This is a genomic window from Amycolatopsis echigonensis, from assembly GCF_014174495.1.
Classification (GTDB): Bacteria; Actinomycetota; Actinomycetes; order Mycobacteriales; family Pseudonocardiaceae; genus Amycolatopsis; species Amycolatopsis echigonensis.
In genome coordinates, this window is record NZ_JACJHR010000104.1 from 1 (window position 1) to 24,928 (window position 24,928).

Genomic DNA, 24,928 nt, shown 5'->3' on the forward strand with positions numbered 1-24,928 from the left:
CCCGAGCAGTCAGATAACCGCGGCCATGCTCGACCGGCTGTTGCACCGGGCCACCGTGGTCGGTATCGACGGGCCGTCCTACCGGTTGCGGCACCACCAGGCCACCTCCGACACCCTACGCGCGGCGGTGAACGCCCGTGTCTCCTGACCAACCCCAGCCGGCCGGCCGCATCTGCGGGATCTGTTGGCGCGAGTTCATTCCCAGTCGCGCCAACAACATCTACTGCTCCAAGCGTTGCAAGAACACCGCCTTCGACCGGAAACGCCGCCCCCAGAAGGCGGACGCCGAGGGCGCCGGCCGGCAGCACACCGTGAGCTCGTCGGCACGCCCGCAACCGGCGGCCGTCCGGGACTGTCCCCACTGCGGTGGACCGGTGACCATCGTCGCGCTGCTCACCACACCCGAGGCCGCACGGCCGACACCACCAGCAGCCGTGCCCGACACGGTGATTCCGTTGCACCGTCCCTAACTGCTACAGTCCCTCAACCGCCTGGGGAAGATGATTCATGGAACGATGTCGCGGAGGTCATGACGGCTACCGCGGAATGGGTTTACTGGTACAATAATGAGAGGCTGCATTCGTGGTGCGGGCATCGCCCGCCACTGGAGTTCGAACAGGGCTACTGGCACGACACACCCGAGCAGCCCCTGGCAGTGGCATGAGACAAAGGACCACGTCTCCACGAAAGCCGGGGCGGTCCAACCAGGTCCGACGCTATGACGCCTGGTATCGCCACATCACCCTCGCCATGCTCGCCCACGCCTACCTCGCCGTCACCGCCGCAGTGTCCCCAAAAGCCCTGGCCACGGCCTCATCCCGCTCACCCTCGGCGAAGTCCGTCGTCTCCTGGCACATCTGATCCACACCGGGCGCCCATGGCTCCGGATCCAGGCCTGGTCACGCTGGTGCCGACGCCACCAACACCGCGCCAAGACCAGCCACTACCAGCGAAGACACAACCAACATCACGAAGTGCGGCTGGAGTATTAGGTACGGTAGCCCAATTGGTACGAGCGCCAACAGGCGTTGAGCCGGACGGCAGCGGAAATCCGCCCGATTACCGCACTTCAACGGCGACTCGCGAGTAGGTACGGCGAGCGCCCGATCACCGGCCGGAGGCCATGGCGTGCGCCGACGCGACGAGTGCCTGTTCGGCGTCGCGCGCGTGCTCGAACCGCGCCTGGTGCCACTCGCGCGCGGCGGCGACCGAACCGGCGACGGCGGCCGCGTGCTCGCGGACCCGGTGCGGCGCCGCGCCGCCCTCCGCGACGCGTTCGGCGACCAGGCAGCGCGGCTCGGCGGCCAGCGCGACGAGCCGGTCCGGCACCACGAGTGCTGCACCGGTCACCTGTTCGGCCGCCTCCGCGAGCAGGGCGGGGGTGAGCGCGTGCTCGCCCGCCATGGAGACCGCACGGCCCACCACCCGGTAGGCCGTGCGGTAGTCGAGCCCGAGATGCCGGGCGAAGTCCTCGGCGAGGTCGGCCGCACCCGTGTGGTGCGCACCCGCCTGCGCCGCCAGGTTCTCGGTGTTGGGCGTCAGCCCGCGGACGACGGCGGTGCCGAGCCGGACGAGACGGGTCGACAGCGCGAGCGCACCGGCCACTTCGCCGTAGGCGTAGAGCCAACTGTCGGTGCGGGCGGACGGCGAGCGCCGGGTCACCAGCAACCCGGTCAGCCTGCCGACGACCGTGCTCGCGCCGCCCCGGATCACCGCCAGCGCATAGGGATTCCGCTTCTGCGGCATGAGCACGCTGGCCCGGCACAGCGACGCGTCGAGTGTCACGTAGCCGAACGCCGGGCTGGCGAAGATCTCCAGGTCCTCGGCGAGCTGGTCCACGGTCAGCACGGCCTGGGTCGCCGCGCCGACGGCATCCACGAGACCGTCGGTGGACCACATCACGTCCCTGGTGTGCCGCCCGGCGGCGGCGAAACCGAGCAGTGCCGCGAGGTGGTTCCGGTCCAATGGCAGGCGTGTGCCGCCGACGCCGCCGGACCCGCCCGGCGACACGTCGGCCTGGCGATGGGCGTCGGCGATCCGGTCCAGGTGCCGCACCGCCTGCTCGGCGAAGCCGCCGAGGTAGTGCCCGAAGGTGGACGGCTGGGCAGGCTGGAGATATGTGGTGTCTGCCCACAGCGTGTCCGCCGCGTCGGTCTCCGCGACCGCGAGCGCTTCGGCGAACCCGGTCACCGCGTCGTGCAGGTCGAGCAGGTGCTCGCGCAGGGCGAGCCGGAACGCGATCCGGCCCGCCTCGCGACGGGTGCGGCCAAGATGCAGTCGCCCGGCGTCGGGACCGAGTTCGCGTTCCAGCACCCGTTCCCGGCTGTTGTAGGCGTCGCCGTAGGCCGGGTCGTACTCGAACTCGGCCGCCGGGGTGTCGAGCAGGTCGAGCAGCCGCCGCAGCAGCGGCCGGACCTCCGCTTCGCTCAGCACCCGGCAGTCGATGAGCGCGAGCAGGTGCGCGAGGTCGGCGAGGGTGAGGCCACGGTGCAGCAGCGGGGCATCGGCGATCTCCAGCGCGTAACCGGCGTCGACGAGCTCGGGCGCGGGGCCACTGGTGATCATGGCCTCGGCGCCGAGATAGCCGTTCGGTGTGGTAGTTCCGGTCACGAGGCCCCCTTGCGGTCGGTGAACAACGTCGGCGCGCCGCCGGTCACCAGGAACACCTGGGGGCCGGTGACCCGGCCCGCGGCGCATTCCGCGACCAGGCCCGCCATGGCCTTCGCGCCGAACACCGGGTCGAGGAACACGCCTTCGGCGCGCGCCACCAGGAGCGCGGCCGCGGCCCCTTCCGGCGACGGGATCCCGTATCCCGGCCCCAGACAGCCGCCCAGCACTCGCGGTTCCGCCGGTTCCGGGCCGTGCACGAGTGCGGCGGCCGCGGCGGCGAGTGTGGTGATCCGGGTTCGACATTCGGCCACCGGCCTGCTGACGGTCACCCCGATCACGTCGAACGCGGCCGCCGCGAACGCGACACCGGCGAGCAGTCCGGCGTGGGTGCCGCACGAGCCGGTGGGCAGCCATACCGCCGCCGGTTCGGTGCCGGACTCGTCGAGTTGCGCAGCCAGTTCGATCGTCGCGCGGACGTAGCCGAGCGAACCGAGCGCGGTCGCGCCGCCTCTCGGCAGGACGTACGGGCGGCGCCCGGTCGCGCGCAGTTCGGCCGCGAGCGCGGCGATCCCGTCGTCCACGGTGGACCGGTCGGCGGCGCCGGTGAACCGCACGTCCACACCGAGCCAGCGGTGCAGCCGGAGGTTTCCTTCGTCCGGCGGAGGATTTCCGTAGCACACGACGTGCGGCTCGATGCCGTACCGCAGCGCGGTGAGCGCCGCCAGCAGCGTCCAGTTCGACTGCGGGCCCGCGCCGGTGACCAGGCAGTCACAACCCTGCCGCAGCGCGTCCGCGATCAGGTACTCCAGGCCGCGCACCTTGTTGCCGCCCAGACCGAGCCCGGTCAGGTCGTCCCGTTTGAACAGGACGGGCACGCCGAGTTCGGCCGACAGGCGGGGCGCCGGGTGCAGTGGAGTCGGCGACCGCACCAGTTCGATCCGGGGCGGCTCGTGCGGTCCCAGCAACCGATCTGCGACGGGCGCGTGCGTGGTCATGCCGCACCGCATTCGGCGCGTACCCGGTCGACGAACGCGCCGCACGCGCCCAGCGCACTGTCCACAGTGAGCAACCGGTCCAGTTCGGCGTCGGAAAGCAGCGCGGTGCCTGCACAGTTCCGCAGCGCGGTGCGGAAGTCCACATCGGACTGCAGTCCAGCGAGCGCGGCCGAGCGCACGAGTTCCTGCGCGATGTGCTTGCCGACGCGGTCCGCGAGCGCCCGCATCACCGGTTCCGACAACAGGTATCCGCGCTGCGCGTCGATGTTGCGCCGCATCCGGTCGGCGTCCACAGCCAACCCGTCGAGCATTTCGGCGCCGAGCGCGGCACAGGCGGCGAACGAGCAGCACGCGTCCGGCACGAGCCGCCATTCGGTCTTCCACGCGCGCCCGTCCCGCTCGTGCTCACAGCCGATGCCCTCCAGCGCGAGCGCCGCCTGTGCGCGCACCACCCGCGAGAGCGTGCCGAGTTGTTCGGAGATCTCCGGGTTTCGCTTGTGCGGCATGGTGATGGAGCCGACCGCCGCCGCCGACCCGCCCTCGGCCAGTTCCCCGATTTCCGGCCGCTGCAACTGGTAGACCTCGTTCCCGATCTTCGCGATGGTGGCCGACATCGCCGCGAGCAGCCCGGTGAACTCCGCGATCCCGTCGCGCGCGGTCAGCCACGGCACCGGCGCGACGCCGAGCCCGAGACGGGCGGCGAACGCGTCGAGCAGGTCGAGCGCGCGGTCGCCCCAGAACTCCATGGTGCCCAGTGCGCCGCCCAACTGGACGTTCTCCCAGCGCACGCGGCCTTCGGCGAGCCGCCGCAGATGGCGATCCAGTTCGGCCGCCCACACCGCGGCCTTGAACCCGAACGTGATCGGCAGACCCGGCTGGCCGTGCGTGCGGCCGCACATCGGGGTGTCGCGATGCGCCACCGCGAGCGCCAGCGCGCGGTCACGCAGCCGCCGCACGTCACGTTCGGCGATGTCGCCGACGGTGCGGAAGACAAGCGCGGTCCAGGTGTCGGTCAGGTCCTGGACGGTGGCGCCGTAGTAGACCCACTGGGCGGCGTCGGGCGGCAGGGTTTCCCGCAGTGTCCGGATGAGGCCGAGTGTGGAATGACCGCATGCCCGCGTCTGTTCCGCAACGCTGTCGATGTCCACTGTGGACACTTTCGCGCCCGCATGGATGGCGTCCGCCGCGTCGCGTGGCACGAGGCCGACGTCCGCCTGCGCCTCGGCGAGTGCGGCGAGCACGTCCAGCCAGCCCTGGGTGCGGCCCTCGTCGGTGAACAGGGCCGTCGCTTCCGGCGTCGTCCAGAGATGACCGAAGATGCGCGAGGAGATCATGACGCCGCCGCCATCGCGGGCAGGCCGCAGATCGCACGCAGCGCGGCGCGGACTTCGTCGAGGTTCGCGCCCCACGGCACGGTCGCGGACCGGCCCGCGTACTCCACGCCCCGTTCCAGCAGGCAGCACTTGGTGAGCACCGGCCCGGCGCCCGCGCGCGCCTTCGGGCACAGATCCACCCGGTCCGGTTCGCTGCCGTAGAATTGCTCGTGGAACGCGCGCGAGCGCTCGCAGCCGATCAGCAGCCAATCGTCCCGATAGGACGGATGGGTGTCCAGAAACCGCACCTCGCCGTCGAGTTCGGCGCCGGAACCCCGGCAGGGCAACAGAAACGCGGGCGCCGGATGGTCCGCGGCGAGCGCGCGGATGTCGACCGCGTCGAGCACCAGTTCCACCGGCGGCAGATCCTCGTCGAACGCGACGGCCTGTTCGGCCATCGAAAGGAGCTTCGGCGGATACGGCGGCACCACCTCGGTCACCCGCACCCGCAGCGGCTCCGGCCGCCAGATGAAGTTGACGTGCTCGAACCGGCCGCGCACCACATAGGCCAGCGCGCCGTCCTGGTGCCCTGAACGCGCGGCGGCGGCCAGCGCGCTCGCGTTGCCGACGTCGGTCGCCGGGTCGTCGAGCCACACCGTCGTGTCCGGTCCCGACAGTACCCGCAGTTCGGCGACCGGTGAGAACAGCGGCCCGAGCGAGACCGGCCGGACGCCGACGAGCGCCGTGTCGTCGCCCGAGCGCAGCACGAGGAACGCGGTGCGCCGGTAGATCTCCCGTGGCCGCAACAGGTCGTCGATGGCGCGCGGGGTCAGCGGGATGTCCACCTCCTGCACGGAGAGTCCGCGGTAGGGGCGGGTGATGGTGTTCGGCGCCGGGTCGGGAATCACGCCGACGCCTCGACCGTCGTGTCGAACGGCACGGTGTCGGCGCGCAGGCCGAGTCGCAGCGTTTCCAGGCTCAGCGCGTCGGCGGGCGCGATGTTGCCCAAGTTCGCCCCGAACCCGAGCTTCCGGATGAACCACGCCTGCTGGTTCTTCTCCGGCGCCTCGAAGATGACCCGCTCGACCGGCACCCGCCGCAAGATCGCCGTGATGACCTCGGACCGGATGCCGTGATCGCGGTCGTAGATGCCGACCGTGCCGCTCTCCCGGCCCTCGGCGACCAGCCAGCGCGCCCCGGCGTCGAGATCACCGGCCATCTCCTCGGCCCATTCGTCCGGAGTGGACGGATAGGTGTCGTCCTTCGCGCCTGTCTCGGCCAGCACCACGAAGTCGGCGGACAGTTCCCGGATCAGCGCCCGCTTCCGGTCCACGGTCAGCGCGCGCAGCCCGTTGGACACCTCGACGTGCGAGATCCCGCTGCGCAGCGCCCACTCCCGCAGTTCGCGCACCCGGTTCTGCAGTGCGCAGATCTCCAACAGGGTGCCGCCGAGCGAGACACCGCAACCGTGCTCGGTGTAGCGACGCACCCGCTGCGCCAGCGTGGGATCCACGTAGCCGATCCCCCAGCCGATCTTGACGATGTCCGCGAGCTGTCCCGCCTGGTCGAGGAACGCCTCGGTGCCGGCGACGGTGAGCCCCTTGTCCAGGACGTGCGTCACGCCGCACATCCTGGGTTTCACCGTCCGCGCCGGCAGATCGAGGAAGCTGGGACATCCGCTCACCTGGCACCTCCCGCAGATCGTCGAACACCATCGACGATAGGAAGCGCGCACGCCGAGTGCCTGGTCCTGGAGAGGTCAGGATCGCGCGGCCACTCGCCCCGTCAGGCCGAACGGCCGGCTCGAACTGCCGGAACCCGGCGCCGGGTCGGGCGGCGCCGGGCTCCTGTCCGCGAGCGGGTGGCCTACTTCTTCAGCTCCGCCCGCACCAGCGCCGCGCCGTCGGACAGCGCGCGCAGCTTGCTCGCCGCGATCATCCGGGGCAGGTTGATGAGGCCGCAGTCGGTGGACAGGCCGAGCCGGTCCGCCGGCACGTACTCCAGCACCCGGCGGATCCGGTCCGCCACCTCGTCCGCGGTCTCGGTCACGGTGGACTTCACGTCGATCACGCCGGCCACGAACGGTTTCGTCCATTCGTTGTCCACCAACGGTTTCAGGTCGTCCGGGCCGGTACGGCCGACCTCGTAGTTGAGCGCGTGGATGTTCGCGTCGAGCACGTGCGGGAACAGCGCCTTGGCCCGGTCCGGCGCCGGGGCGTCGGAGGCGCGGCGGTCGAGCACGAACGCGCCGAACTCGGTCTCCGTCTCGTCCGGGTAGTACGCGGGCGTGCCCGAGTAGTTGCCCCAGCAGGTGTGCACCCAGAACTGGCAGTCGACGTCGCGGACGGCCACGTTGAGCGCTTCGATCTCCCAGTCGCCCATGCCGTAGGGCCACACGAACTCGTCGAGCTGGATGATGTCGCAGCCGTTGTCGGCGAGCTCGCGGAAGTCCTCGTTGAACGCTCTCGCGATCGCGAGCGCGAGTTCCTTGGTGTCCTTGTAGTGCAGGTTCGTGGTGGCGGCGGCCAGCACGCCCAGACCGGTGTAGGACACCTTGACCGGCTTGTTCGTCGCCTTACGGGTGGCGCGCAACTGGTTCAGGTGGAACGGGTACTCGCGCTGGATTTCACCGGTGCACGTCGGCGAGAACAGCGTCGAGTAGATGGGCAGGCCGATCGGCGGGCCGGTGAGCTTGTACCCGGACATGCGCTCCAGGTAGTAGTACAGAATCGTGCCGTACGGCGAGTCGCCGCCGTAGACCTTGCCGTCGCTGATGATGTCGAGCCCGCCGGCCTCCTGGTCGTGCACGATCGCGCCGATCGTGTCCTCGAACGCCTCCTTGCTGATCGAGTCGTAAATGAATTCACCCTTGGGCAGCGTGGCGAACGCCGCACCGTCGTACCACCGCGGATTCGGATAGTTCCCGACCATCGCGGTCGGCAGCAGAACGTCTTGCGAACCAATGAGCATGTTCTTCGTCCTTCCAGTTGCCGGTCGTGCGAAACGACGGTAGGACGGGAGAACACCTCAGTTCTTCGGCATGGCGGGACCGTACTTTTCGGTGGTGTCCGCACCGCGGGTCAGAATTCGCCAGTCCACGCACACGCAGCCGTCCGGTCCGGCCAGCACCGGGTTGAGATCGAGTTCGGCGATCCGGTCGCTGCCCGCCAGCAGGTCGCCGACCGACACCACGACGTCGGCCAGCGCGTCCCGGTCGACCGGGAGAGCGCCGCGAACGCCGGAAAGCACGGCCGCGCCGCGCAACTCCTCGAGCATCGCGCGAGCCTGTGCGTGGTCGAGCGGTGCGAGCGCGAACCGGACGTCCCGCAGCACCTCGACGAGAACGCCGCCCATGCCGACCATCACGACGGGCCCGAACGAGGGATCGCGAAAGCCGCCGACGACCGTCTCGACGCCGTCCATCTTGGACTGCACGAGTACCGACGCGCCTTCGGCGAGTGCGAGCAGTTCCCCGGCCGCCGCGCGTATTCGTTGTTCGCCGACGAGGCCGACCCGCACACCGCCGACGTCGCTCTTGTGCGTCAGGTCCGGGTGCGCGACCTTCAGCACGACGGGGCCGGGCAAGCGCGCGGCGGCGGCCACGACTTCGTCGGCCGACTCGCAGCGAACCGTTGGCACCACCGGGATTCCGGCGTATTCGAGCAGGTCTCGCGCGACGATCGGGTCGCCCGGATCGTCCACCGGGCCGAGCAGGTCACTGGGCTCGTGCGGCGAGGACGGCTTCGGCTCGAACATGCCGTACCGGACGGCGGCGCCGATCGCGCGGGCCGTCCTGTCCGGCCATGGCAGGCACGGCACTCCGGACTGGTGCAAGACATCCGCGACGTCATCGGCGGAGCGGGGCGCCACGAAACAGGCGTAGACGGGAACAGGCACGTTGTCAGCCCGCAGGCGCTTTACGGCGTCCCGGACCGCCGACGCTACCTCGAGCGACGCCGACCGCTGCAGCAACACCGGAACGACGACATCGACCTCACCGGAACGGGCGAGCAGGTCGATCGCGCCCGGATAACCCGTGGCGAACAGCCGCCACGCCGGAGTGATGTCGACAGGATTGCGCGGACTGCCGTACGGCGGCAGCAATTCACTCAACCGAGACCGCAGCGCGGGACTCAATTCCGGAACGTCGAGCCCTTCGTCCGCGAGCAGGTCCGCGAGTTCCACCCCGGTCCCGCCGGAATTCGTGATGATGCCGACGCGACGGCCACGCGGCGTCGGCTGCTCGGCGAGCGCACGGGCCACGTCCAGCATCTCCAGCCCGGTCCGGACCCGGACCACGCCCGAGTCGCGCAGTGCGGCGTCGAGGATGTCGTCATCGGCGGCCAGCGCCGCGGTGTGCGAGACGGCGGCGCGCCGTCCGGCCCCGGTCCGCCCGCCGACGACCGCGATCACGGGCTTCTCGGCCGTCGCCCGGCGAGCCTCGGCGAAAAACGCGCGCGGGTCGGTGATCGACTCCAGCAGCAGCGCGATCACCGTGGTGGCCGGGTCTTCGCGCAGGTACGCAAGCACTTCGGCGTCGGTCAGATCGGCCTTGTTGCCCGCCGCGTACACCTTGGCGAACCGCATGGCCTCGTCGGTGGCGAGCATGTGCACGGCCATCCCGTACGAGCCGGACTGGGTGACCAGGCTGACGCCGCCACCGCCCGGTGGCGTCCCGGCCGCGATCGACGCGTTGAGCGGCAGGTCCGCGTTCTGCACGCCGAAGCAGTTCGGACCCACCACCCGCACGCCGCCCGCTCTCGCCGCGGCGCGCACCTTTTCCTGTAGCCGCACGCCATCGCCGCCGATCTCGGCGAAGCCCGCGCTCAGCACCACGGCCGCGGGCACGCCCTTGTCGGCGGCCGCCTCGATCACACCGGGCACGCTGTCCGCCGGGGTCGCCACCACGACGAGGTCGATCTCGCCGGGCACGGACCGCAGGTCCTGGTATGCGGCCCGGCCGCCGACAGTCCTGTTCGGACAGACCGGAACCACCTCGCCGGGAAAGCCGGAAAGGTTGTCCCACAAGAGATTTCCGACTGAGCCAGCGCGATCGGACGCGCCGACGAGCGCCACCCGCCGTGGCGCGAACACCGCGTCCAGCGCACGATTCAGCACGCGCAACCACCTCCGGGGTCGTGCGCGAACACCCGCGACAACTCGCGTTCGTCGAACTCGCCTTTGCGAACGCCGAGCGGGTCGATCGTGCGGACCGCCGCCAGTTCCGTTGTGGACGGTGGGTCGAGCGGGCGCAGGTCGCCCGCCACGTCAAGGGGAAACCCCGTCGCGGCGCGGACCTCGTCGACACTCACGTCCGGGAAGGTCCGGCACAGCCGCACCGTCTCGCCCGGGAAGTCGAACACGCCCAGTTCGGTGACCATCCACTGTGGACCGCCGCCGGGGAAGCCGAGCTCGGTCCTGCTGCCGGCCGGGGTGCGGTGGCCCATGTCGGTGATGAAGTCGCACTCGGGCACCAGCGTCCGGCCGCCGCGATGCCGGGTCGTCCACAGTGTCAGGTTGCCGATCGTGGCGGAGAGGTTGCAGCCGCCACCACCGCCGCCGAGCTTGACCTTCGGCCGGTCGCGCGGACCGATCATGGTCACGTTGGTGTTGCCGAACCGGTCGATCTGCCCGCCGGACAGGAACATCCGGTCCACGTCGCCGCGCAGCGCGGCGTCGAAGAACTCCTCGAACCGCATGCTGTACGCGGCGCCCTGTTTCAGCGCGGCGTCGTTGCCGGTCGGCGGGATGAACGGCGGCTCGGGGTTGATCGCGTACATCGCGCCTTCGACCAGCACCATGTCCGGCGCGTGCGTCCGGCGGGCCACGTGCATCGCGACCTGCGCGCACGGGCTGCCGAAGCCGTGGAAAACGGTCTCGTCCGGCCGGATGGTGCGGGCGAGCAGGACGACGAACCATTCGTCCAAAGTGAACGGTCGCGGGCTCACGCGAACAGCTCCTTCCATGCGTCGGTCGAGGCGGACCAGCCGGTCAGCTCGTCGAGGCGCCCGATCGCCTTCTGGTATCCGTCCTCGGAACCCGTGTCGTGCACGTATTTCTGGAGATACCCGGCGGCGTCGCCCGAGCGGGCGGCGGTCACGTACTCGTTCAGATGCGGGCGGTCGTAGGCATAACGGGGGTAGCAGGACGCCGGATGCGCGCCGAACGGGACCTCGACGAGCGCCGACACCAGGTGTCCTGGCACGGTGATCCCGGCCGCGGTGACGTCCTCTGTGGACACCAGCTCGTCGACCGTCGCGATCACCGCCTTCGACGCGGACGCGAAGCGCTCGTCGAGCACGTACGGCTGTTCGAGATGCAGGTTGCCGTAGCGGTCGCCGGACGGCGCGTGCAGCAGCGCCACGTCCGGCCGCAGCGCGGGCACCGCGACGAGCTTCTGCCCGGTGAACGGGCATTCGATCTCGCGGTACTCCGGGTGCAGCGAGCCGATGTCGGACCCGCGCACCCCGACGACCGGCAGGAACGGCACGCCCATCTCGGCGGCGCGCAACTGGGCGAGGATCGTCGCGCAGCAGCTTTCCGCGATCTCGATCAACCCGTTCCTGGCGGCTTCGCGGTAGGCGGGCGCGAGACCGAGGTCCTGCTCGAACCCGACGTAGCTCTCCTCGCACCGCCGCACCGCGCCCGCGGCGACGAGCAGGTCGACGTCGATGCTGTGCGCCGACCCGACGAGGTGCAAACCCGTGCGACCCTGCCGGATCAGCTCGCGCACCAGCGCCATCGGCAGCCGCGCGCACAGCCCGCCGCCGAGCGCGACGATCGCGCCGTCCGCGACGGCCGACGCGGCCTCGGCGAGTGTGGTCCGCTTGTCCCGCGGCGGTCGCAGGCTCATGTCCGTGCTCCTTCCGATCGGTTCGCCCGGCCCGCCGCGACCAGCACCGGGTCGTAGACGGGCGCGAACGGTGGTGCGTAAGCAAGATCGAGCGCGCCGAGGTCGTCCACGGACAGCTCGGCGTGCAACGCGGTGGCTACCACGTCGATGCGTTTGGCCGCGCCCTCGCGGCCGGCGAGCTGCGCGCCGAGCAGCCTGCCGTCCGGCGTGTGCACCAGGCGCACGTGCAGCGGGGCCGCGCCCGGGTAGTACTTGGCGCGCGAACGTGACTCGACATCCGTTGCCACAGCGGGGATTCCGGCCGCCGTCGCCTCGGCGAGACTGAGCCCGGTCCGCGCCACCTCCAGGTCGAACACCTTCACCACGGCGGTGCCGACCACGCCGCGGAACGACGCACGCCCGCCTGCCGCGACGGTCCCCGCGACCCGCCCGGTCTTGTTCGCGGCGGGGCCGAGCGGCACCCACGCGGGCGCGCCGAGCACGAGGTGCGGCAACGCCACGCAGTCGCCCGCGGCGAACACACCGGGTAACGAGGTCCGCATCCCCTCGTCGACGACGACGGCCCCGTTCGGCAGTTTCTCCGCGCCCGCGAGCAGACCGGTCGCCGGGCGCACGCCGACGGCCAGCACGATCAGGTCCACCGCGAACTCGGCCCCGTCGACGACCGCGACCGGGCCCGTAGCGCCGTCGAGGATCGCGTCCAGCCTGCTGCCAAGCTGCAGGTCGGCGTGCCGCCGGACCTCCGCGTCGACCACCTCCGCGATTGGCTCGTCCACTGTGGACAGCACGCGGGGCAGCGCCTCCACGATCCGCACGGCCGCGCCCGCCGCGACGAGCGCTTCGGCGGTCTCCAGTCCGATGTAGCCCGCGCCGACGACGATCGCTTTGCGCACCGAGCCGGAGTCGAGCAACGTGCGCAGCTTCGCGGCGGACGCCAGCGAGCGCACCGTGAACACCCTCGGGTGGTCTATACCAGCAATGGGCGGCACCACGGGATCGGCGCCTGCCGCGAGCACCAGCGTGTCGTAGTCCAGGGTCTCGGCGCCGCCGTCGTTCGCCACCGTCACCCGCCGCGCGGCGGTGTCCAGCTCGCGCACGGTCGTGCCCAGGCGGAGGTCGATTCCCCGCCGGTCACGGAAAACCTCCGGCGGGTAGGCGAGCAACGTCTCCGCCCGGTCGACGATTCCGCCGAGGTAGTAAGGGATCCCGCACATCCCGTACGCGGCGTACTCGCCCGCCTCGCACACGATCACGGGCCTCTCGGGCGCGACCCGCCGCGCGGCCGAAGCCGCCGACATGCCTGCCGCGCCACCCCCGATCACCACCATTCCCGCCACGGTGCCGCCTCTCGTCGCGAACCAACATGGTCAGCATGCGGCCCGGCGCCACCTCGCGGTCACCCCTTGGCAGGACGAAGAATCGGCGCCGGCTCGCCCTGCCGGATCGATGGAATAGGGCCGTCCGGGGGCGACCGTGGTCTCATGACTGAGCCATCCGAGGACGCCGTCCGTACCGAAATCGACGCCGTGCTGCGCCGGGCGCGCGCCGCGGCCGACGCCATCGAGCACTACGACCAGGACCAGGTCGACGAGCTGGTCACCGCCGTCGCGTGGGCGGTGGTGCGCAAGGACCACGCCGAGAAGCTGGCGAAGCTCGCCGTCGACGAGGGCGGGTTCGGCAACTACGCGGACAAGGTCGCCAAGATCGGCAAGCGGGTCACGGGCGTGCTGGCCGACATGGGGCCGGTGCGTACCGTCGGCGTGGTGGCGGAACGGCCGGAGGCCGGGATCGTGCAGATCGCGAAGCCAGTCGGGGTCGTCGCCGCGCTCATCCCGACGACCGGACCCGACGCGACGCCGCCGGTCAAGGCGCTGTTCGCGCTGAAGGGCCGCAACGCGATCGTGTGCGCGCCGCACCCGAGGACGCGGCAGAGCACGGAAATGGTCGTCGACTACATGCGCGAGGCGTGCCGTCAGGTCGGCGCGCCCGAGGACCTGGTGCAGGTGGTGCCGGAGCCGTCGCTGGCGAAGACGCGTCTGCTGATGCGCGGCGCCGATCTCGTCGTCGCGACCGGTGGCGCCGGGATGGTCAAGGCGGCCTACAGTTCCGGCACCCCGGCCTACGGCGTCGGGGTCGGCAACTCGGTGCACGTGGTGGACGAGACCGCCGACCTGGCCGACGCCGCCGAGGCGATCATCACGGCCAAGACGTTCGACGAGGCCACGAGCTGCCTGGCCGACAACGCCGTCGTCGCGCACGCCTCGGTGTACGACGAGCTGGTCCGGCGACTCGTCGACGGCGGCGGGCACCTGTGCTCTGGCGAGCAGAAAGCGTTGCTGCGCAAGGCGATGTGGCCCGACAACGGTCCGATCCCGACAATCGACGTGGTCGCGAAACCGGCGCCGCACATCGCTCACCTCGCCGGTTTCGAGGTGCCGGACACCTGCCGCCTGCTGCTGGTCGAGGAATCCGGCACCGGCCCCGGACACCCCTTCTCCGGCGAGAAACTGTCCGTCGTGCTGGCGGTCTATCGCTACGAGGGCGGCATCGACAATGCGGCGAAACTCGTCAACGACATCACCGGGTATCAAGGACTCGGCCACACATGCGGCATCCACACCAGCTCGGACGAGAATGTGGCCCGCCTCGCGTCGACCACGAAAACCGCGCGGGTGCTGGTGAACCAGAACCTGAACGAAGGCGCGGGCAGCCCGCGTAACGGCCTGCCGTTCACCCTGAGCCTGAGCTGCGGCACCTGGGGCGGGAATATCACGACGGAGAACGTCAACGCCCGCCATTTCGTGAACCTGACGTGGGTGTCGCGCCCGATCCCGCCACGTGTCGTGAGCGAGGAGGACCTGTTCGCCGCACACTGGCAGCGCTACGGGAGGTAGCAGAACGCCCCGGCCGCGGATTCGCGGCCGGGGCTGCCGGACGTTGGCCTGTTCGGCCGATCGTCAGCTCGATTCTCGGCATGTAGCGATTTCGCTGGCAGCAAAGAGATATCTTCGGAGCAAGCCCTTCGGTCGGTCGATGGAATATTGGACAGTCTGATTGCCTCTTGCCGAGGGTAGGTCGTGAAGCGGGACGAGTATGTCGAGATTCAGGTCGAGGAGCGCCGAATTCCCCGTTTCGCGCGTCACATGTTGAAGCGCGCACGTCGAGAAGGGCGTACCGGCCTGTTGGCCTACGCGTTAATTCCAGGAGGAAGCACGCCTCCGCCGTAGACATGGCGACTCGTGTTCATTCGCCAAGGAACGAGAATACTCTTCAGGGCCGGGCCTGGGCTGCGACAGGGACGTAAATGGGTCGACCTTGCCCCGGGCGTCCATCCGTTGACGTTCGCGGTTGGCGGTCTCGGCGAGATGGAATTCAGCAGAGAATTCCATCTCGAACCGGCAAAAATCGTGGTCGCCGGATGCAGGACCACATATTCACGATTTCCGGGAAGCAGCAGCCCGCGACCCGACCGGTGGTATATCGGGATTCTTGAAGGCCACCTGTAGTCGACCTCGGCTGCACAGTACTTCGGCGCCCACCGTCAACATCTCAGCGAGAGGCTGTTTCACGGCTTTGCCGTCGAATTGGAGCCGGTCGACGACGCCTGATCGGGCCTTCAGCAGGCCACGGATACCCCGACACTCAACCACTCAACTCCGCCAACAGCGCCCTGGTCCGGGCGATGCTCGCGGCCGGGGCATCGCCCACTGGGTACACCGTCGCCCACAGTTCGGTGACGCCCAGCTCCGCGTAGCGCTTAATCTGTTGCGCCACTTGGGTTTCCGTTCCCGTGACCGCCAGCTCGCCCGGCGACGACACGCCCTCCCGTGCGAACAGGCGCTGGTAGTTCTCCAGCCCGCCGTAGCGTGCGAAGACCTGTTCGGCCGCCGCACGGCCGGTCTCGGCGTCGTCGCATACCGCCACTGGCAGGCCCGCGACGATTCTCGGCGCCGCCGACGACGCCTTCAGCAGGGCCGGCACGATCTCGTCGCCCAGCGTGCGGGGGCCGGCGAGCCAGGTCACCACACCGTCCGCGTACTCCCCCGCGACCCGGACCATGCGTGGGCCCAGTGCACCCACGAGCACCGGCATCGGGGTCGTGCCCGGCACCGTGAACCCACCCTCCACCCGGTAGAACCGGCCGCGATAGGACACCTCTCCGGTGCGCAGCAGCGGGCGCAGCACGCTCAGGTATTCGCGCATGTGCTCGGCCGGGCTGGTGAACGCCAAGCCGTGCAGGCCCTCGATCACCGGGCGGTGCGACACCCCGACGCCGAGCGTGAACCGGCCGCCGCAAAACTGTTGCACCGTCGCCGCCTGCTGCGCGAGCGCGAGCGGGTGCCGTGGATAGGTCGGCACCACGCCCGCACCCAGTGCGATGCGGCTCGTTCCGGCGCCGGCCACGGCGAGGACGCTGAGCGCGTCCACCCCGCGGGAGAAGTGCACGCTCCACGCCGAGGCGAACCCGTCCGCCTCTGCCTTGCGCACCTGTTCGACGATCTCGCCCGGCTGCGCCGGCGCGCCGACGACCTCCGGCCCGACCCCGATTGCGATCCGCATGTCACCACTCTCCTTCGAGGACTGTCCTACTGGGACGTCATCCCGCCGTCCGCGGCCACCACCGAGCCGGTGAGGAACGCGGCTTCGTCGCTGGACAGGAACAGCGCGACGTTCGCGATCTCCGCCGGCGTGCCGAGCCTGCCGATCGGGTACTTCGCCGTCGTCATGGCGAGCCCCTTCTCCAGGTCACCGCCGCCGCGCGCGGTCAGCATCGGCTCCATCAGCGGCGTGTACACCGTGCCCGGGCAGATCGCGTTGACCCGCACGCCCTTCGGCGCGAGATCCACCGACATCGACCGGGTCAACGCCACCACGGCGCCCTTCGACGCGCAGTACGCGGCGAAGTTGGCCACGCCGACGAGCGCCGCGACCGACCCCTGGTTCACGATGGAACCCTTGCCGCTGCGCACCATCTGGCGTGCCGCGGCCCTGGCGCACAGGAACGTGCCCTTCACGTTGACCGCCATGCAACGGTCCCAGTCGTCCTCTTCGGCGTCGACCACCGAGCCCGCACTGTTCACGCCCGCGTTGTTGTACAGCACGCCGACGCTGCCCAGCTCCCGCTCGATCCGGTCGAACACGGCGTCCACCGCGCGCGCGTCCGTGATGTCCGCGGTCACCGCGATGGCCGTGCCGCCCGCCTGCTGGATCGCGTCCACGGTTTCCTTCGCCGCCGCGGCGGCCACGTCGAGCACCGCGACCGCGGCGCCCTCTTCGGCGAACAACTTCGCCGCCGCGCCACCGATGCCACCGCCGCCGCCGGTCACCACCGCGACCCGTCCGGCCAGCCTGCCTGCCATTCGACTCTCCTTGTCTCTCACCGCGCGTCTTTCACAGAGCGGTCATTCCGCCGTCGATCACGAGCGCGTGACCGGTCACATAGGACATTCGCCCGGACGCCAACACCGAGACCGCGTCCGCGATCTCGTCCGGTGTGGCCACCCGGCCCACCGGAATCCGGTCCTCCACCTGGGTTCGCAGCGCGGGCTGGTCCAGCCGCCAGCTTGTCATAGGGGTATAGACCATTCCGGGACACACCGCGTTCGCCCTGATCCCGGCCGCCGCGTAGTCCACCGCGATGGACTTGGCGAGCATCAGTGCCGCACCCTTCGACGCCGTGTAGGCACAGCGCCCGGGAAACGCGACCAGCCCGGCGATCGACGCGATGTTGATGACGTGCCCGCTGCCGCGCGCCACCATCGAAGGCAGCACCGCACGGCTGGCCAGGAACGGGCCGCGCACGTTCACCGTGTGCACCCGGTCCCATTCCTCCACCGGCGTTTCGTGGCATGTCGTGGCCGCCTGCGACCCGGTGATCCCGGCATTGTTGACCAGTACGTCGATCGCGCCGAATCGGTCGAGCACCGCGGCCACCGCACTGTCCACATCGGACTCATCGGTCACGTCGCAGCCTCGGGCGAACATGGCCACCTCGGCGGCGGCGTCCGGCTTCAGGTCGACCGCGGCCACCTGCAGGCCGTCCTCGCGCAAGCGCGCGCAGATCGCCCGCCCGATCCCGGACGCCCCGCCGGTGACCAGCGCGACCCGCTCGGCAGTCATTTCGCCGCCTCCGCTGGGAAACGCACGTCGCCGGTCACAGGCTCACCAGCGACATCTGGCCCGCCCGCAGCCGGGACAACTGGATGAAGTGCTCCGGGTTCAGGAACAGCTCGTTCAGGTCGGCCATCTGGTCGATGGTGAAGCCCTCGGGCCTGCGGATCAGGTAGTCGATGTACTGGAACGCGTCCTTCGCGCCGTAGCCGACGTGATGCGCGCCGACGATCTTGCGGGAATCCGCGTCCACCAACAGTTTCAGCCAGCCGGACAGGATCGGCCTTGTGAACGCGTACAGCATCGAACCCTCGGCGGCGGGCAGCGCGAACGATTCCGGGTCGGCGTCGTCCGGCGGCATCTGGATCTTGATGACGTTCGGGTACTCGGTGCGCGCCTCGGCCTCGGACAGCCCGCACCAGGTGACTTCGTAGGTGGTATGGAAGAAGTCGGGGTACTCGCTGAAGTCGAACTCGTGGTGCTCGCCCATGATGTTGCGGGCCGCGGTGACCCCGCACTTGCGCGCCTTGAACATCTCCATCGGCGGGCCGAGCAGATCGCCGACGGCGTACACGTTCGGCACCGAGGTGCGCATCGTCGCGTCCGCCACCACGAAGCCCCGGTCGTCGATCTTCAGCCCGAGCGGTTCGTACATCCGCAGATCCGGCCGCTCGCCGGTGCCGACGAACACGAAGTCCGTCTCCACCTCCACGATCTCGCCGTTCGCGTCCCGGTAGCGGACCCCGGTCACCCGGTCGTCGCCCAGCACGTCGAGGGTCTGCGCGCCTTCGACGATCTCGATGCCCCGGTCCACCATCATGTCGATCACGTAGTCGCGCAGGCCTTCGTCGACGTGGTGCAGACTCGCGGTGCGCAGCAGCGGGCTGCGGGTCAGGATCGTGGTCTGGCAACCGGTCGCCTGGAAGAACGAGCCGTACTCCAGCGCGACCTTCGAGCCGCCGATGATGACGCACCGGGTCGGTTCTTCGTCCAGTTCCTCGATGAGGCTCGCGAAGTCGTACACGCCCTTGCGGTCCAGACCACTGATCTCGGCCGGGAAGTCGGTGCGGGCGCCGGTGCACAGCACGAGGTTCTTCGCCTGGAACCGCCTGCCGTCCACCTCGACGGTGTGCTCGTCGATCACGGTGGCCGCCGCGTTGAGGATGTACTCCATGCCCAACTGTTCCTTGGACTGCCAGTTCATGATCGCGTGCGGCATGCCCCGGCCGGCGCGGAACAGCTTGACGATCTCCAGAATGCTCGCCTTGCTCGCGTCGAACTCCGGGTACCAGAGCTTGCCCTGCATGTGCTTCGCGAGGTCCAGTTCCCGCGCGCACTCGGAGAACAGGTGGTGCGGCACGCAGGCCTGGTGCGGGCACGAGCCGCCGAGGAACGGCCAGGCGTCGATGGTGAGCTGGCGTCCGCCGCGCGCCTTGAGGAACGCGGAGCCGAACCGCCCGGCCGCGCCGCCGCCGATGAAGATCGCGTCGTACTCGCGGTCGTCCTCCTCCGGGCTCGCCACGTTCCACAGCGCCTCGGTGTTCTGGTCCGGATGCTCCACGATGTCGTCGATCAGCAGCGCCCACTCGCCGACGGTCAGCGGCTCACCGTCCGCGCCGCGGTCGTCGCCCACCGGGTCGCCCAGTGCGCTGATCCGGGCGCGTAAGGCCGCGAAACCGTCCTGGGGATTACGGACATCAATCATGATCGGGCTCCTCTCGCTGGGGTCGTGAACCTCAGCATCCGCCCGGAAGTGGCTTCCCCCACAGGTCATCACGGGACGAAGAACCGCCGGAACCTGACCCTGCGGGAACCAGGTGCGATCGCGGTGGAGCGACGAGCCCACAGTGAAACCCCGCGCGGCGGACAGCGCCCTTACGTCTGCGAGCGCAGCGCCTGCAGCGTGCCCCACGTCCGCGTGGCGAGCTGGAGGTTGAAATGCACGTCCGGGTCGTTCAGTTCGAGCCCGGTCAGTTCGCGGATCCGTTGCAGCCGGTACTTCAATGTGCTGCGGTGCACGGACAGTTCGGCGGCAGTGGCGTCGTAATTGCCGCCGTGCTCCAGGTACTGCGTCAGTGTGTGTACCAGTTCCGACCCGCGCAGGGCGTCGTAGTCCAGCAGGCAGCCGAGCCATTCCCGGACGAAGACTTCCAGCTCGTCGAGATCCGGCACGGTGGCGAGAATCCGGAACACACCCAGTTTCGAGTACTCACACACGCTGTCGCTCGACAGCAACGTCTTCTGCAACCGCAGGGCGAGCCGGGCTTCGCGCAGTGAGCCGGGCAGCTCCGTGGGATCGACCCGGATTCCGCCGACGCCGATCTGGCATTGGCCGCCGCCGAGATTGGACAGCACGTCGCGCCGTAACCGGTCCCAATTGGTCTGTCCCGCGGTGACCACGACGACACTTCCCGACCGCGTCTCGTCCAGCGCGTCGAGTTCGGCCGACCGCAGTGCACGCCGGACTGCTTCGAGCAACGCGTCCGGGCGCCGCGAGCGGCCCTTGCCCTCGATCAGCACGACCCGGTGTGGCCGCCGCAGGTCGTAGTCGAGCGCGTCCGCGCGGGCGTGTGCGCTGTCGGTGTCGGTTCCGGTCAGCAGGTCGTGCACCAGATCCCGGCGCAGCCGCAGTTCGGTGTCGGCGATACCGCGCAGCCTCGCCAGTTCCATCGACAACACGGTCGTGCCGTGCTCCAGCGCCACGAGATCGGCGCTGTCGGCCCGGCGCTCCGGATCGACGAGCGCGAGCACGCCCAGCACGTCGGGTCGCGGGGAGGCGAGCATGGTCAGCCGATGCCCGTCGCGTAACGGCTTTCCCGCCCGCATCAACCGGCGCAGCAACTGTTCCCGGGTCGCGAACGACTCCTTCGGATATGGGTCCGGCCGGCCGGGACCGGACCACGCGGTGAGGTTCCCGTAGCGGTCCTCCATCGCGACCGGCATCCCGGTGAGTTCGTGCAAAGCGTCCGCGATGCCCTGCTGCCCGTCACCCGACACCGCGACCCGGGTCAGCCGCTCGTGGATCTGCATGCTCCGGCGCAGCGACGCCACCGTGTCGGCGAGCGCCTCGTTCGTCTCGGCGAGCTGCGCCGCGGACGCGCACTCCTTCGCGTGCAGCCGCGCGTTGGACACCGCGACCGCGGTCTGCTGGGCGAGCACCTGGAGCAGGAAGCGCTCGTCGCCGCTGGGCTCGGCGTCGCTGGACGCGATGACGTGCCCGAGCAGTTCCGACGCGCTGCGCAGCGGGTACGCCCACGCCCAGGTGCGCCCGGCCAGCTCGATCGGACCGCCGCCGTCGAGCAGCGCGACCTGCCCGGTCAGCTCACGGGTCGCGGCGAGACATCCGGTGCCCGGCCGCCACGTCCCGTCCGTGAAGTGGTAGCCGTCGATCCGGCAGCCGCCGAGTCCGAGCGCGGACGACGTGGCCAGCGAGAAAATCTGGTCCTCGTTGACGGACTCGGTCATCAGCAGCGAGATCACCAGCAGCGCCCGCATGTCACCGAGCCGCTTGCGAAGCTGCGCGGGATCGGCGTCCGCGGGATCCACCAGCGTGACCGGCGCGATGCCGTCGTCGTCGCGCCACGGTCGTTCGGGGAGGCGGGTCAGCCCGTCATGTTCCGGTCGCATGCAGAACCTCGTCGGGACCGACGTAGTAGGGGTTCTCGACGAGCATGCCCTGGATGAACACCAGCGGATGCGTCTTCACGATGTTCACCACCACTTCCCCGTTGAACAGGTCGAGGTCGTAGAGGCACAGCACCACGGTCGGGTTGCGGCCCATCAGCCGGTTCAGCTCCCACTCGTAGTCCACCAGATGCTCCACGCCGGGCGCGTCGCGCAGCGCCCACGTCATCTCGCCGACGATCCGGGAGAACCCGTAGCCCTCGGTCTGCGCCTTGTCCAGGCACTCCGACCAGAACGTGAGCATCTCGGCCGTGCCGAACCGGCCCCCGGCCAGATACGTGGCTTCGGGCAGGTGGATGTCGAGCTGCGTGTCGTGCGCGGGCGGGGCCGCCAGCATGGTCAACCGCTGGGCCGTGCGCGCCGAATCCACCACACAGATGCATTTGTCGCCGGCCTCCAGCCCGGCCGACAGGTACCCGGTCAGCAACCGGTCCCGATCGGCCGCGCCGCGGTAGAAGGCGCAGACGTGACTGCCCGGCCCCAGCCGGATCTCTTCGACTCCGAATGACACTGCTGTCGTCACCGGGACACCACCACCCTGTGGCTGGACGATTGACCAATCGTACCGTGGTCAGCGCCTCGGCGAGCCCGCCCGCGAGGACGAATCGACCGGCCCCGTTCCCCCTCGCGGGACCAGTGCTCAGCGGGCGCCGAGTTCGGTGTCGATGAGGTGGCCCATGGCCGCGTCGACGCCGGCCCGGTCACCGCTGAGCAGCAGGTCCAGCAGCAGGCCGCGAGCGACGGCGAGGCTGATCCTGGCCTGCACCGCGGCCTGCGCGCCGTCGGACCCGCGCCGCTGGAAGATCAGTTCGAGCGGTTCGAGCCACGGCTGGATCAGTGACTCGCGCAGGCTGACCGCGTGCGCGCGGCCCTGCATCGCGTGCCCGGACAACTCGAAGAACAGCGGCCCGTAGGTCACCGCCGCGTCGCTGACCTGCCGCCAGTAATGGCGCAGCGCGGCGCGAGAATCGGTCTCGCGGTCACGGAGCAGGGTGGACAGCAGCTCCCGCTGGTCCGCTTCGACGGCGTCGACGACCGCGGTGAGCAGGCCTTCGCGGGAGCCGAAGTAGTGGTTGAGCATGCGGTGGCTGGTACCCAGCGCCGCGGCCAGCCCGCGCATGCTCACATCGCCGATGCCGTGCGCCGCGAAGTACTCGATCGCGCCGCGCAGCACCCGTTCCCGGCCCGACCCGTGCGGTCCGGCCGCGGTCATCGCGCCGCGTCGCCGCCACTCAGCTTCTCGCCCCTGGCCTTGAGCCCGGCGGCCTCCAATGCCACGTTGCGGCGGGTCAGTCCCGACGTCAGCAGGCCGACGAGACCGGCGAGCAAACCCTTGTGCGTCAAGGTCAGTTCGAGCGATGCGCCGTCCGGGCCCGAGGTGACCACGTGGCCGCCGACCGTGACCAGGCCGGGCGAGCGCACTTCCCAGGTGAAGCTGCGGCCCTCGGTCAGCTCGCTGACCCGCCAGACCTGCGCGGGCAGCTTCGGCTGCTTGACCCGGAGCTAAGGGGACTCGAACCCCTGACCCTTCTGCTCATCGGCAACGGCTCCATGACCGGCGCGGTCGTCCACGTCGATGGCGGCGGCCGGTTCGCCTGACCCGCGCCGGATGCCGCCGCGCACGGGGTCGGCAGTTCTGGATCCGCTGGGTCCCAGCTCAGCCTCTGGCCCCTTCCGCAGCGCGGCGGTCACCGAGCTGCCGGCTGCTTTCTGCGGCGAGTCGGTCTTGTCCTCATTCCGCCGCGCCGACCGGCGCGCCCGCGGGCACACGAGCTGGGCGAGCAGGACGACGCGGTCACGCGGCTCGTGGCCCAAGGGATGTCGAACGAGGAGCGCGCCGCGGAGCTGTTTCTGTCCGGCAAGACCGCGGGGTACGGACACCAAGTGACAGACACGGCGGCGATCACCTCGGTTGTAGTAGCCTTCTAGGCGGAATAGTCACGCAAAGTGGTTCTCCGCACCTGCCGGCCCTGCGGCCGCTCCGCTCCGCACTACGTTGGCCCTCGGGTGCCAGCATTGGCCCATATGGCCCAGTGTCGGCCGGACATACTTCCGCAGTGTTCATTGTCGAACCCCGGAAGCCAGCGACGCCGGGAACCCGTGACCGGCGTACCGCCGGCGAGCTTTTGGTGCTGGGCTCAGCCATGGGACGCCGACCGGCTTTCGCCCGTCGCGGACGCCCACCGCGAATCGCCGTCGGATCCTCCGCGTCCAGCGCCACAACCTCGCGGCCGCAAGCGGAATGCCTCCCGCGGGTTCGCAACTCGAATCCCCTTCGCGACCGAGCACGTCGGACGGGACCTCGTCCAGCTCGGGGCAACCAGTGAAAGGTGGGATCTCCATGACGCGTGCTGGTGACAACGCCACCGGTCCGGCCCGGCTGTCCTGGGTGGACCGAATCGACGCGCCCGTAGCGGTCCGGGGTGCTTCGACCGGGTTCAGCGTTCTCCTCATCGGCGGGCTCGCCCAGCCACTGGCCGTGACTTGGGTGCCGCTCCTGGGTTACGCGTGGCTTCCGCTCATCGCTGTGGTGGCGTTTTTTGTTGCCTCGAGGCGAATCGGCAAGGCCAGCCTGCCCGCGGCTCACGGTGCGGTCGCCGCGCTGTGCAGTTACCTGCTCGCACTTCCGATGTCCTTGCTCGTGCCGGCAGGCCGCGATCCTCTCCAAATCGGGCTGACGGCGGCTACGGCCGTGGTGGTCGGCGCCGCGGTCGGCTTCTTCCGCGGACGCATGAGCGGCACGGAGAAAGACCGGACTTCGCAGCGATAGCAACGGTTTCCGTGCCTCGCGCACGAGATCCGGCGATCGCAGCGTGGCGGAATCGTGTGAGCCTCGTTCCTCAGATGAGTCCCGCCACACAGAACTGACTCGAAGCCCACCAAGGAGTGCACCGATGACGACGCACGCAGCGGCACCGCCGAGGTCGAAAGACCGGGAGCGGCGGAAGGCGAGCCGGCGATCCGGCCTGGGCTCCGCGGTCGCGCGTCCGCTGGAGCAGGCCGGCGAAATGGTGCGGCTGATGGGCGACGTGCTGTACTCCGCCCTCCGGCACCCTGTTGGCTACTGGGGCGAAGTTCGTGAGCAGATGTTCCAGACGCTGAAGCTGTGCTGGATCCCGATGATCATCTCGACCACGGCCTTCGGCCTCGGGGCTCCGGGGCTGCAGGGCGGGAACATCTTCTCCCTCTTCGGTATCCCCGAACGGCTTGGCTCGTTCTTCATCATGGCGAGCGTCCGCGAGTTCGCGCCCTGGATCAACGCGATGGTCGTGGCCGGCGTGATGGGCACGGCGATCACCGCGGACCTCGGTGCCCGCCGCATCCGTGAAGAGATCGACGCGATGGAGGTCCTGGGCGTCGAT

At 70.0% G+C, this 24,928-nt stretch carries 23 protein-coding genes and 1 pseudogene; 6 read left to right on the forward strand and 18 right to left on the reverse strand.

Features of this window, described 5'->3' with window-relative positions:
- Positions 1 to 13 precede the first annotated feature (13 nt).
- Positions 14 to 148 carry an ATP-binding protein gene (locus H5411_RS47205; RefSeq protein WP_312878720.1) on the forward strand — a complete coding sequence of 45 codons (135 nt, stop codon included), beginning with the start codon at positions 14 to 16 and terminating at the stop codon, positions 146 to 148.
- Positions 149 to 705: 557 nt separating this feature from the next.
- Positions 706 to 861, forward strand: a pseudogene (locus H5411_RS49910) (IS701 family transposase); the annotation flags it as partial.
- Between the two features lie 246 nt (positions 862 to 1,107).
- Here the strand turns inward: H5411_RS49910 and H5411_RS40680 are convergent.
- The 10 genes from H5411_RS40680 to H5411_RS40725 form a co-directional block, all read right to left on the reverse strand.
- Positions 1,108 to 2,610, reverse strand: a complete 1,503-nt coding sequence (locus tag H5411_RS40680) for a lyase family protein (RefSeq protein WP_244194492.1) — start codon at positions 2,608 to 2,610, stop codon at positions 1,108 to 1,110.
- On the reverse strand, positions 2,607 to 3,605 hold the full coding sequence (locus tag H5411_RS40685; protein ID WP_101434337.1) for a 1-aminocyclopropane-1-carboxylate deaminase/D-cysteine desulfhydrase: 999 nt from the start codon (positions 3,603 to 3,605) through the stop codon (positions 2,607 to 2,609). Before H5411_RS40685 ends, H5411_RS40680 begins: the two co-directional genes overlap by 4 nt.
- On the reverse strand, positions 3,602 to 4,939 hold the full coding sequence (gene xcbD / locus H5411_RS40690) for a 3-sulfopropionylcysteine synthase XcbD (RefSeq protein WP_101434338.1): 1,338 nt from the start codon (positions 4,937 to 4,939) through the stop codon (positions 3,602 to 3,604). The genes H5411_RS40685 and xcbD overlap by 4 nt, the downstream gene beginning before the upstream one ends.
- Positions 4,936 to 5,826: an XcbA family protein gene (locus H5411_RS40695; RefSeq protein WP_101434339.1), complete on the reverse strand. Its 891-nt coding sequence runs from the start codon at positions 5,824 to 5,826 to the stop codon at positions 4,936 to 4,938. The genes xcbD and H5411_RS40695 overlap by 4 nt, the downstream gene beginning before the upstream one ends.
- Positions 5,823 to 6,653 (reverse strand): phosphosulfolactate synthase, encoded by an 831-nt coding sequence (locus H5411_RS40700; protein ID WP_312878719.1) that lies wholly within the window; start codon positions 6,651 to 6,653, stop codon positions 5,823 to 5,825. Before H5411_RS40700 ends, H5411_RS40695 begins: the two co-directional genes overlap by 4 nt.
- A gap of 131 nt (positions 6,654 to 6,784) precedes the next feature.
- Positions 6,785 to 7,888: a cobalamin-independent methionine synthase II family protein gene (locus H5411_RS40705; RefSeq protein WP_101434341.1), complete on the reverse strand. Its 1,104-nt coding sequence runs from the start codon at positions 7,886 to 7,888 to the stop codon at positions 6,785 to 6,787.
- A 57-nt stretch (positions 7,889 to 7,945) separates the two neighbouring features.
- The gene (locus H5411_RS40710; RefSeq protein ID WP_220818131.1) at positions 7,946 to 10,036 is read right to left on the reverse strand and encodes an acetate--CoA ligase family protein; all 2,091 of its coding nucleotides are present in this window, start codon (positions 10,034 to 10,036) and stop codon (positions 7,946 to 7,948) included.
- A complete protein-coding gene (locus H5411_RS40715; RefSeq protein ID WP_101434343.1) occupies positions 10,030 to 10,866 on the reverse strand; it encodes a CoA-transferase subunit beta in 837 nt (278 codons plus the stop codon). Before H5411_RS40715 ends, H5411_RS40710 begins: the two co-directional genes overlap by 7 nt.
- Positions 10,863 to 11,771 (reverse strand): CoA transferase subunit A, encoded by a 909-nt coding sequence (locus H5411_RS40720; protein WP_101434344.1) that lies wholly within the window; start codon positions 11,769 to 11,771, stop codon positions 10,863 to 10,865. The genes H5411_RS40715 and H5411_RS40720 overlap by 4 nt, the downstream gene beginning before the upstream one ends.
- On the reverse strand, positions 11,768 to 13,099 hold the full coding sequence (locus tag H5411_RS40725; protein ID WP_101434345.1) for an FAD-dependent oxidoreductase: 1,332 nt from the start codon (positions 13,097 to 13,099) through the stop codon (positions 11,768 to 11,770). Before H5411_RS40725 ends, H5411_RS40720 begins: the two co-directional genes overlap by 4 nt.
- Positions 13,100 to 13,252: 153 nt before the next feature.
- On the opposite strand from H5411_RS40725, the gene H5411_RS40730 reads away from it, so the two are divergent.
- A complete protein-coding gene (locus tag H5411_RS40730) occupies positions 13,253 to 14,665 on the forward strand; it encodes an aldehyde dehydrogenase family protein (RefSeq protein ID WP_101434346.1) in 1,413 nt (470 codons plus the stop codon).
- Between the two features lie 748 nt (positions 14,666 to 15,413).
- Here H5411_RS40730 and H5411_RS40735 read toward each other — a convergent pair.
- The 8 genes from H5411_RS40735 to H5411_RS40770 form a co-directional block, all read right to left on the reverse strand.
- Complete coding sequence (locus tag H5411_RS40735) at positions 15,414 to 16,331, reverse strand: TIGR03564 family F420-dependent LLM class oxidoreductase (protein ID WP_101434347.1); 918 nt, start codon at positions 16,329 to 16,331, stop codon at positions 15,414 to 15,416.
- A 26-nt stretch (positions 16,332 to 16,357) separates the two neighbouring features.
- Positions 16,358 to 17,131, reverse strand: coding sequence for an SDR family NAD(P)-dependent oxidoreductase (locus tag H5411_RS40740; protein ID WP_101434348.1), 774 nt, complete (start codon positions 17,129 to 17,131; stop codon positions 16,358 to 16,360).
- Between the two features lie 31 nt (positions 17,132 to 17,162).
- Positions 17,163 to 17,891 carry an SDR family NAD(P)-dependent oxidoreductase gene (locus H5411_RS40745; RefSeq protein ID WP_101434349.1) on the reverse strand — a complete coding sequence of 243 codons (729 nt, stop codon included), beginning with the start codon at positions 17,889 to 17,891 and terminating at the stop codon, positions 17,163 to 17,165.
- Positions 17,892 to 17,925: 34 nt separating this feature from the next.
- Positions 17,926 to 19,587: an FAD-dependent oxidoreductase gene (locus H5411_RS40750; protein ID WP_183126906.1), complete on the reverse strand. Its 1,662-nt coding sequence runs from the start codon at positions 19,585 to 19,587 to the stop codon at positions 17,926 to 17,928.
- 170 nt (positions 19,588 to 19,757) lie between these two features.
- Positions 19,758 to 21,509 (reverse strand): helix-turn-helix domain-containing protein, encoded by a 1,752-nt coding sequence (locus H5411_RS40755; RefSeq protein ID WP_101434350.1) that lies wholly within the window; start codon positions 21,507 to 21,509, stop codon positions 19,758 to 19,760.
- Positions 21,493 to 22,089 carry an MEDS domain-containing protein gene (locus H5411_RS40760; RefSeq protein WP_158242445.1) on the reverse strand — a complete coding sequence of 199 codons (597 nt, stop codon included), beginning with the start codon at positions 22,087 to 22,089 and terminating at the stop codon, positions 21,493 to 21,495. The genes H5411_RS40755 and H5411_RS40760 overlap by 17 nt, the downstream gene beginning before the upstream one ends.
- Before the next feature lie 117 nt (positions 22,090 to 22,206).
- Positions 22,207 to 22,779, reverse strand: a complete 573-nt coding sequence (locus H5411_RS40765) for a TetR/AcrR family transcriptional regulator (protein WP_183126908.1) — start codon at positions 22,777 to 22,779, stop codon at positions 22,207 to 22,209.
- The gene (locus H5411_RS40770; protein ID WP_183126909.1) at positions 22,776 to 22,952 is read right to left on the reverse strand and encodes a hypothetical protein; all 177 of its coding nucleotides are present in this window, start codon (positions 22,950 to 22,952) and stop codon (positions 22,776 to 22,778) included. Before H5411_RS40770 ends, H5411_RS40765 begins: the two co-directional genes overlap by 4 nt.
- On the opposite strand from H5411_RS40770, the gene H5411_RS40775 reads away from it, so the two are divergent.
- The 3 genes from H5411_RS40775 to H5411_RS40785 all read left to right on the forward strand — a co-directional run.
- Positions 22,953 to 23,165 carry a hypothetical protein gene (locus tag H5411_RS40775; RefSeq protein WP_183126910.1) on the forward strand — a complete coding sequence of 71 codons (213 nt, stop codon included), beginning with the start codon at positions 22,953 to 22,955 and terminating at the stop codon, positions 23,163 to 23,165.
- Between the two features lie 742 nt (positions 23,166 to 23,907).
- A complete protein-coding gene (locus tag H5411_RS40780) occupies positions 23,908 to 24,336 on the forward strand; it encodes a hypothetical protein (protein ID WP_183126911.1) in 429 nt (142 codons plus the stop codon).
- A 124-nt stretch (positions 24,337 to 24,460) separates the two neighbouring features.
- Positions 24,461 to 24,928 (forward strand): MlaE family ABC transporter permease (locus H5411_RS40785; protein ID WP_183126912.1); only part of this gene is annotated, 468 nt, incomplete at its 3' end.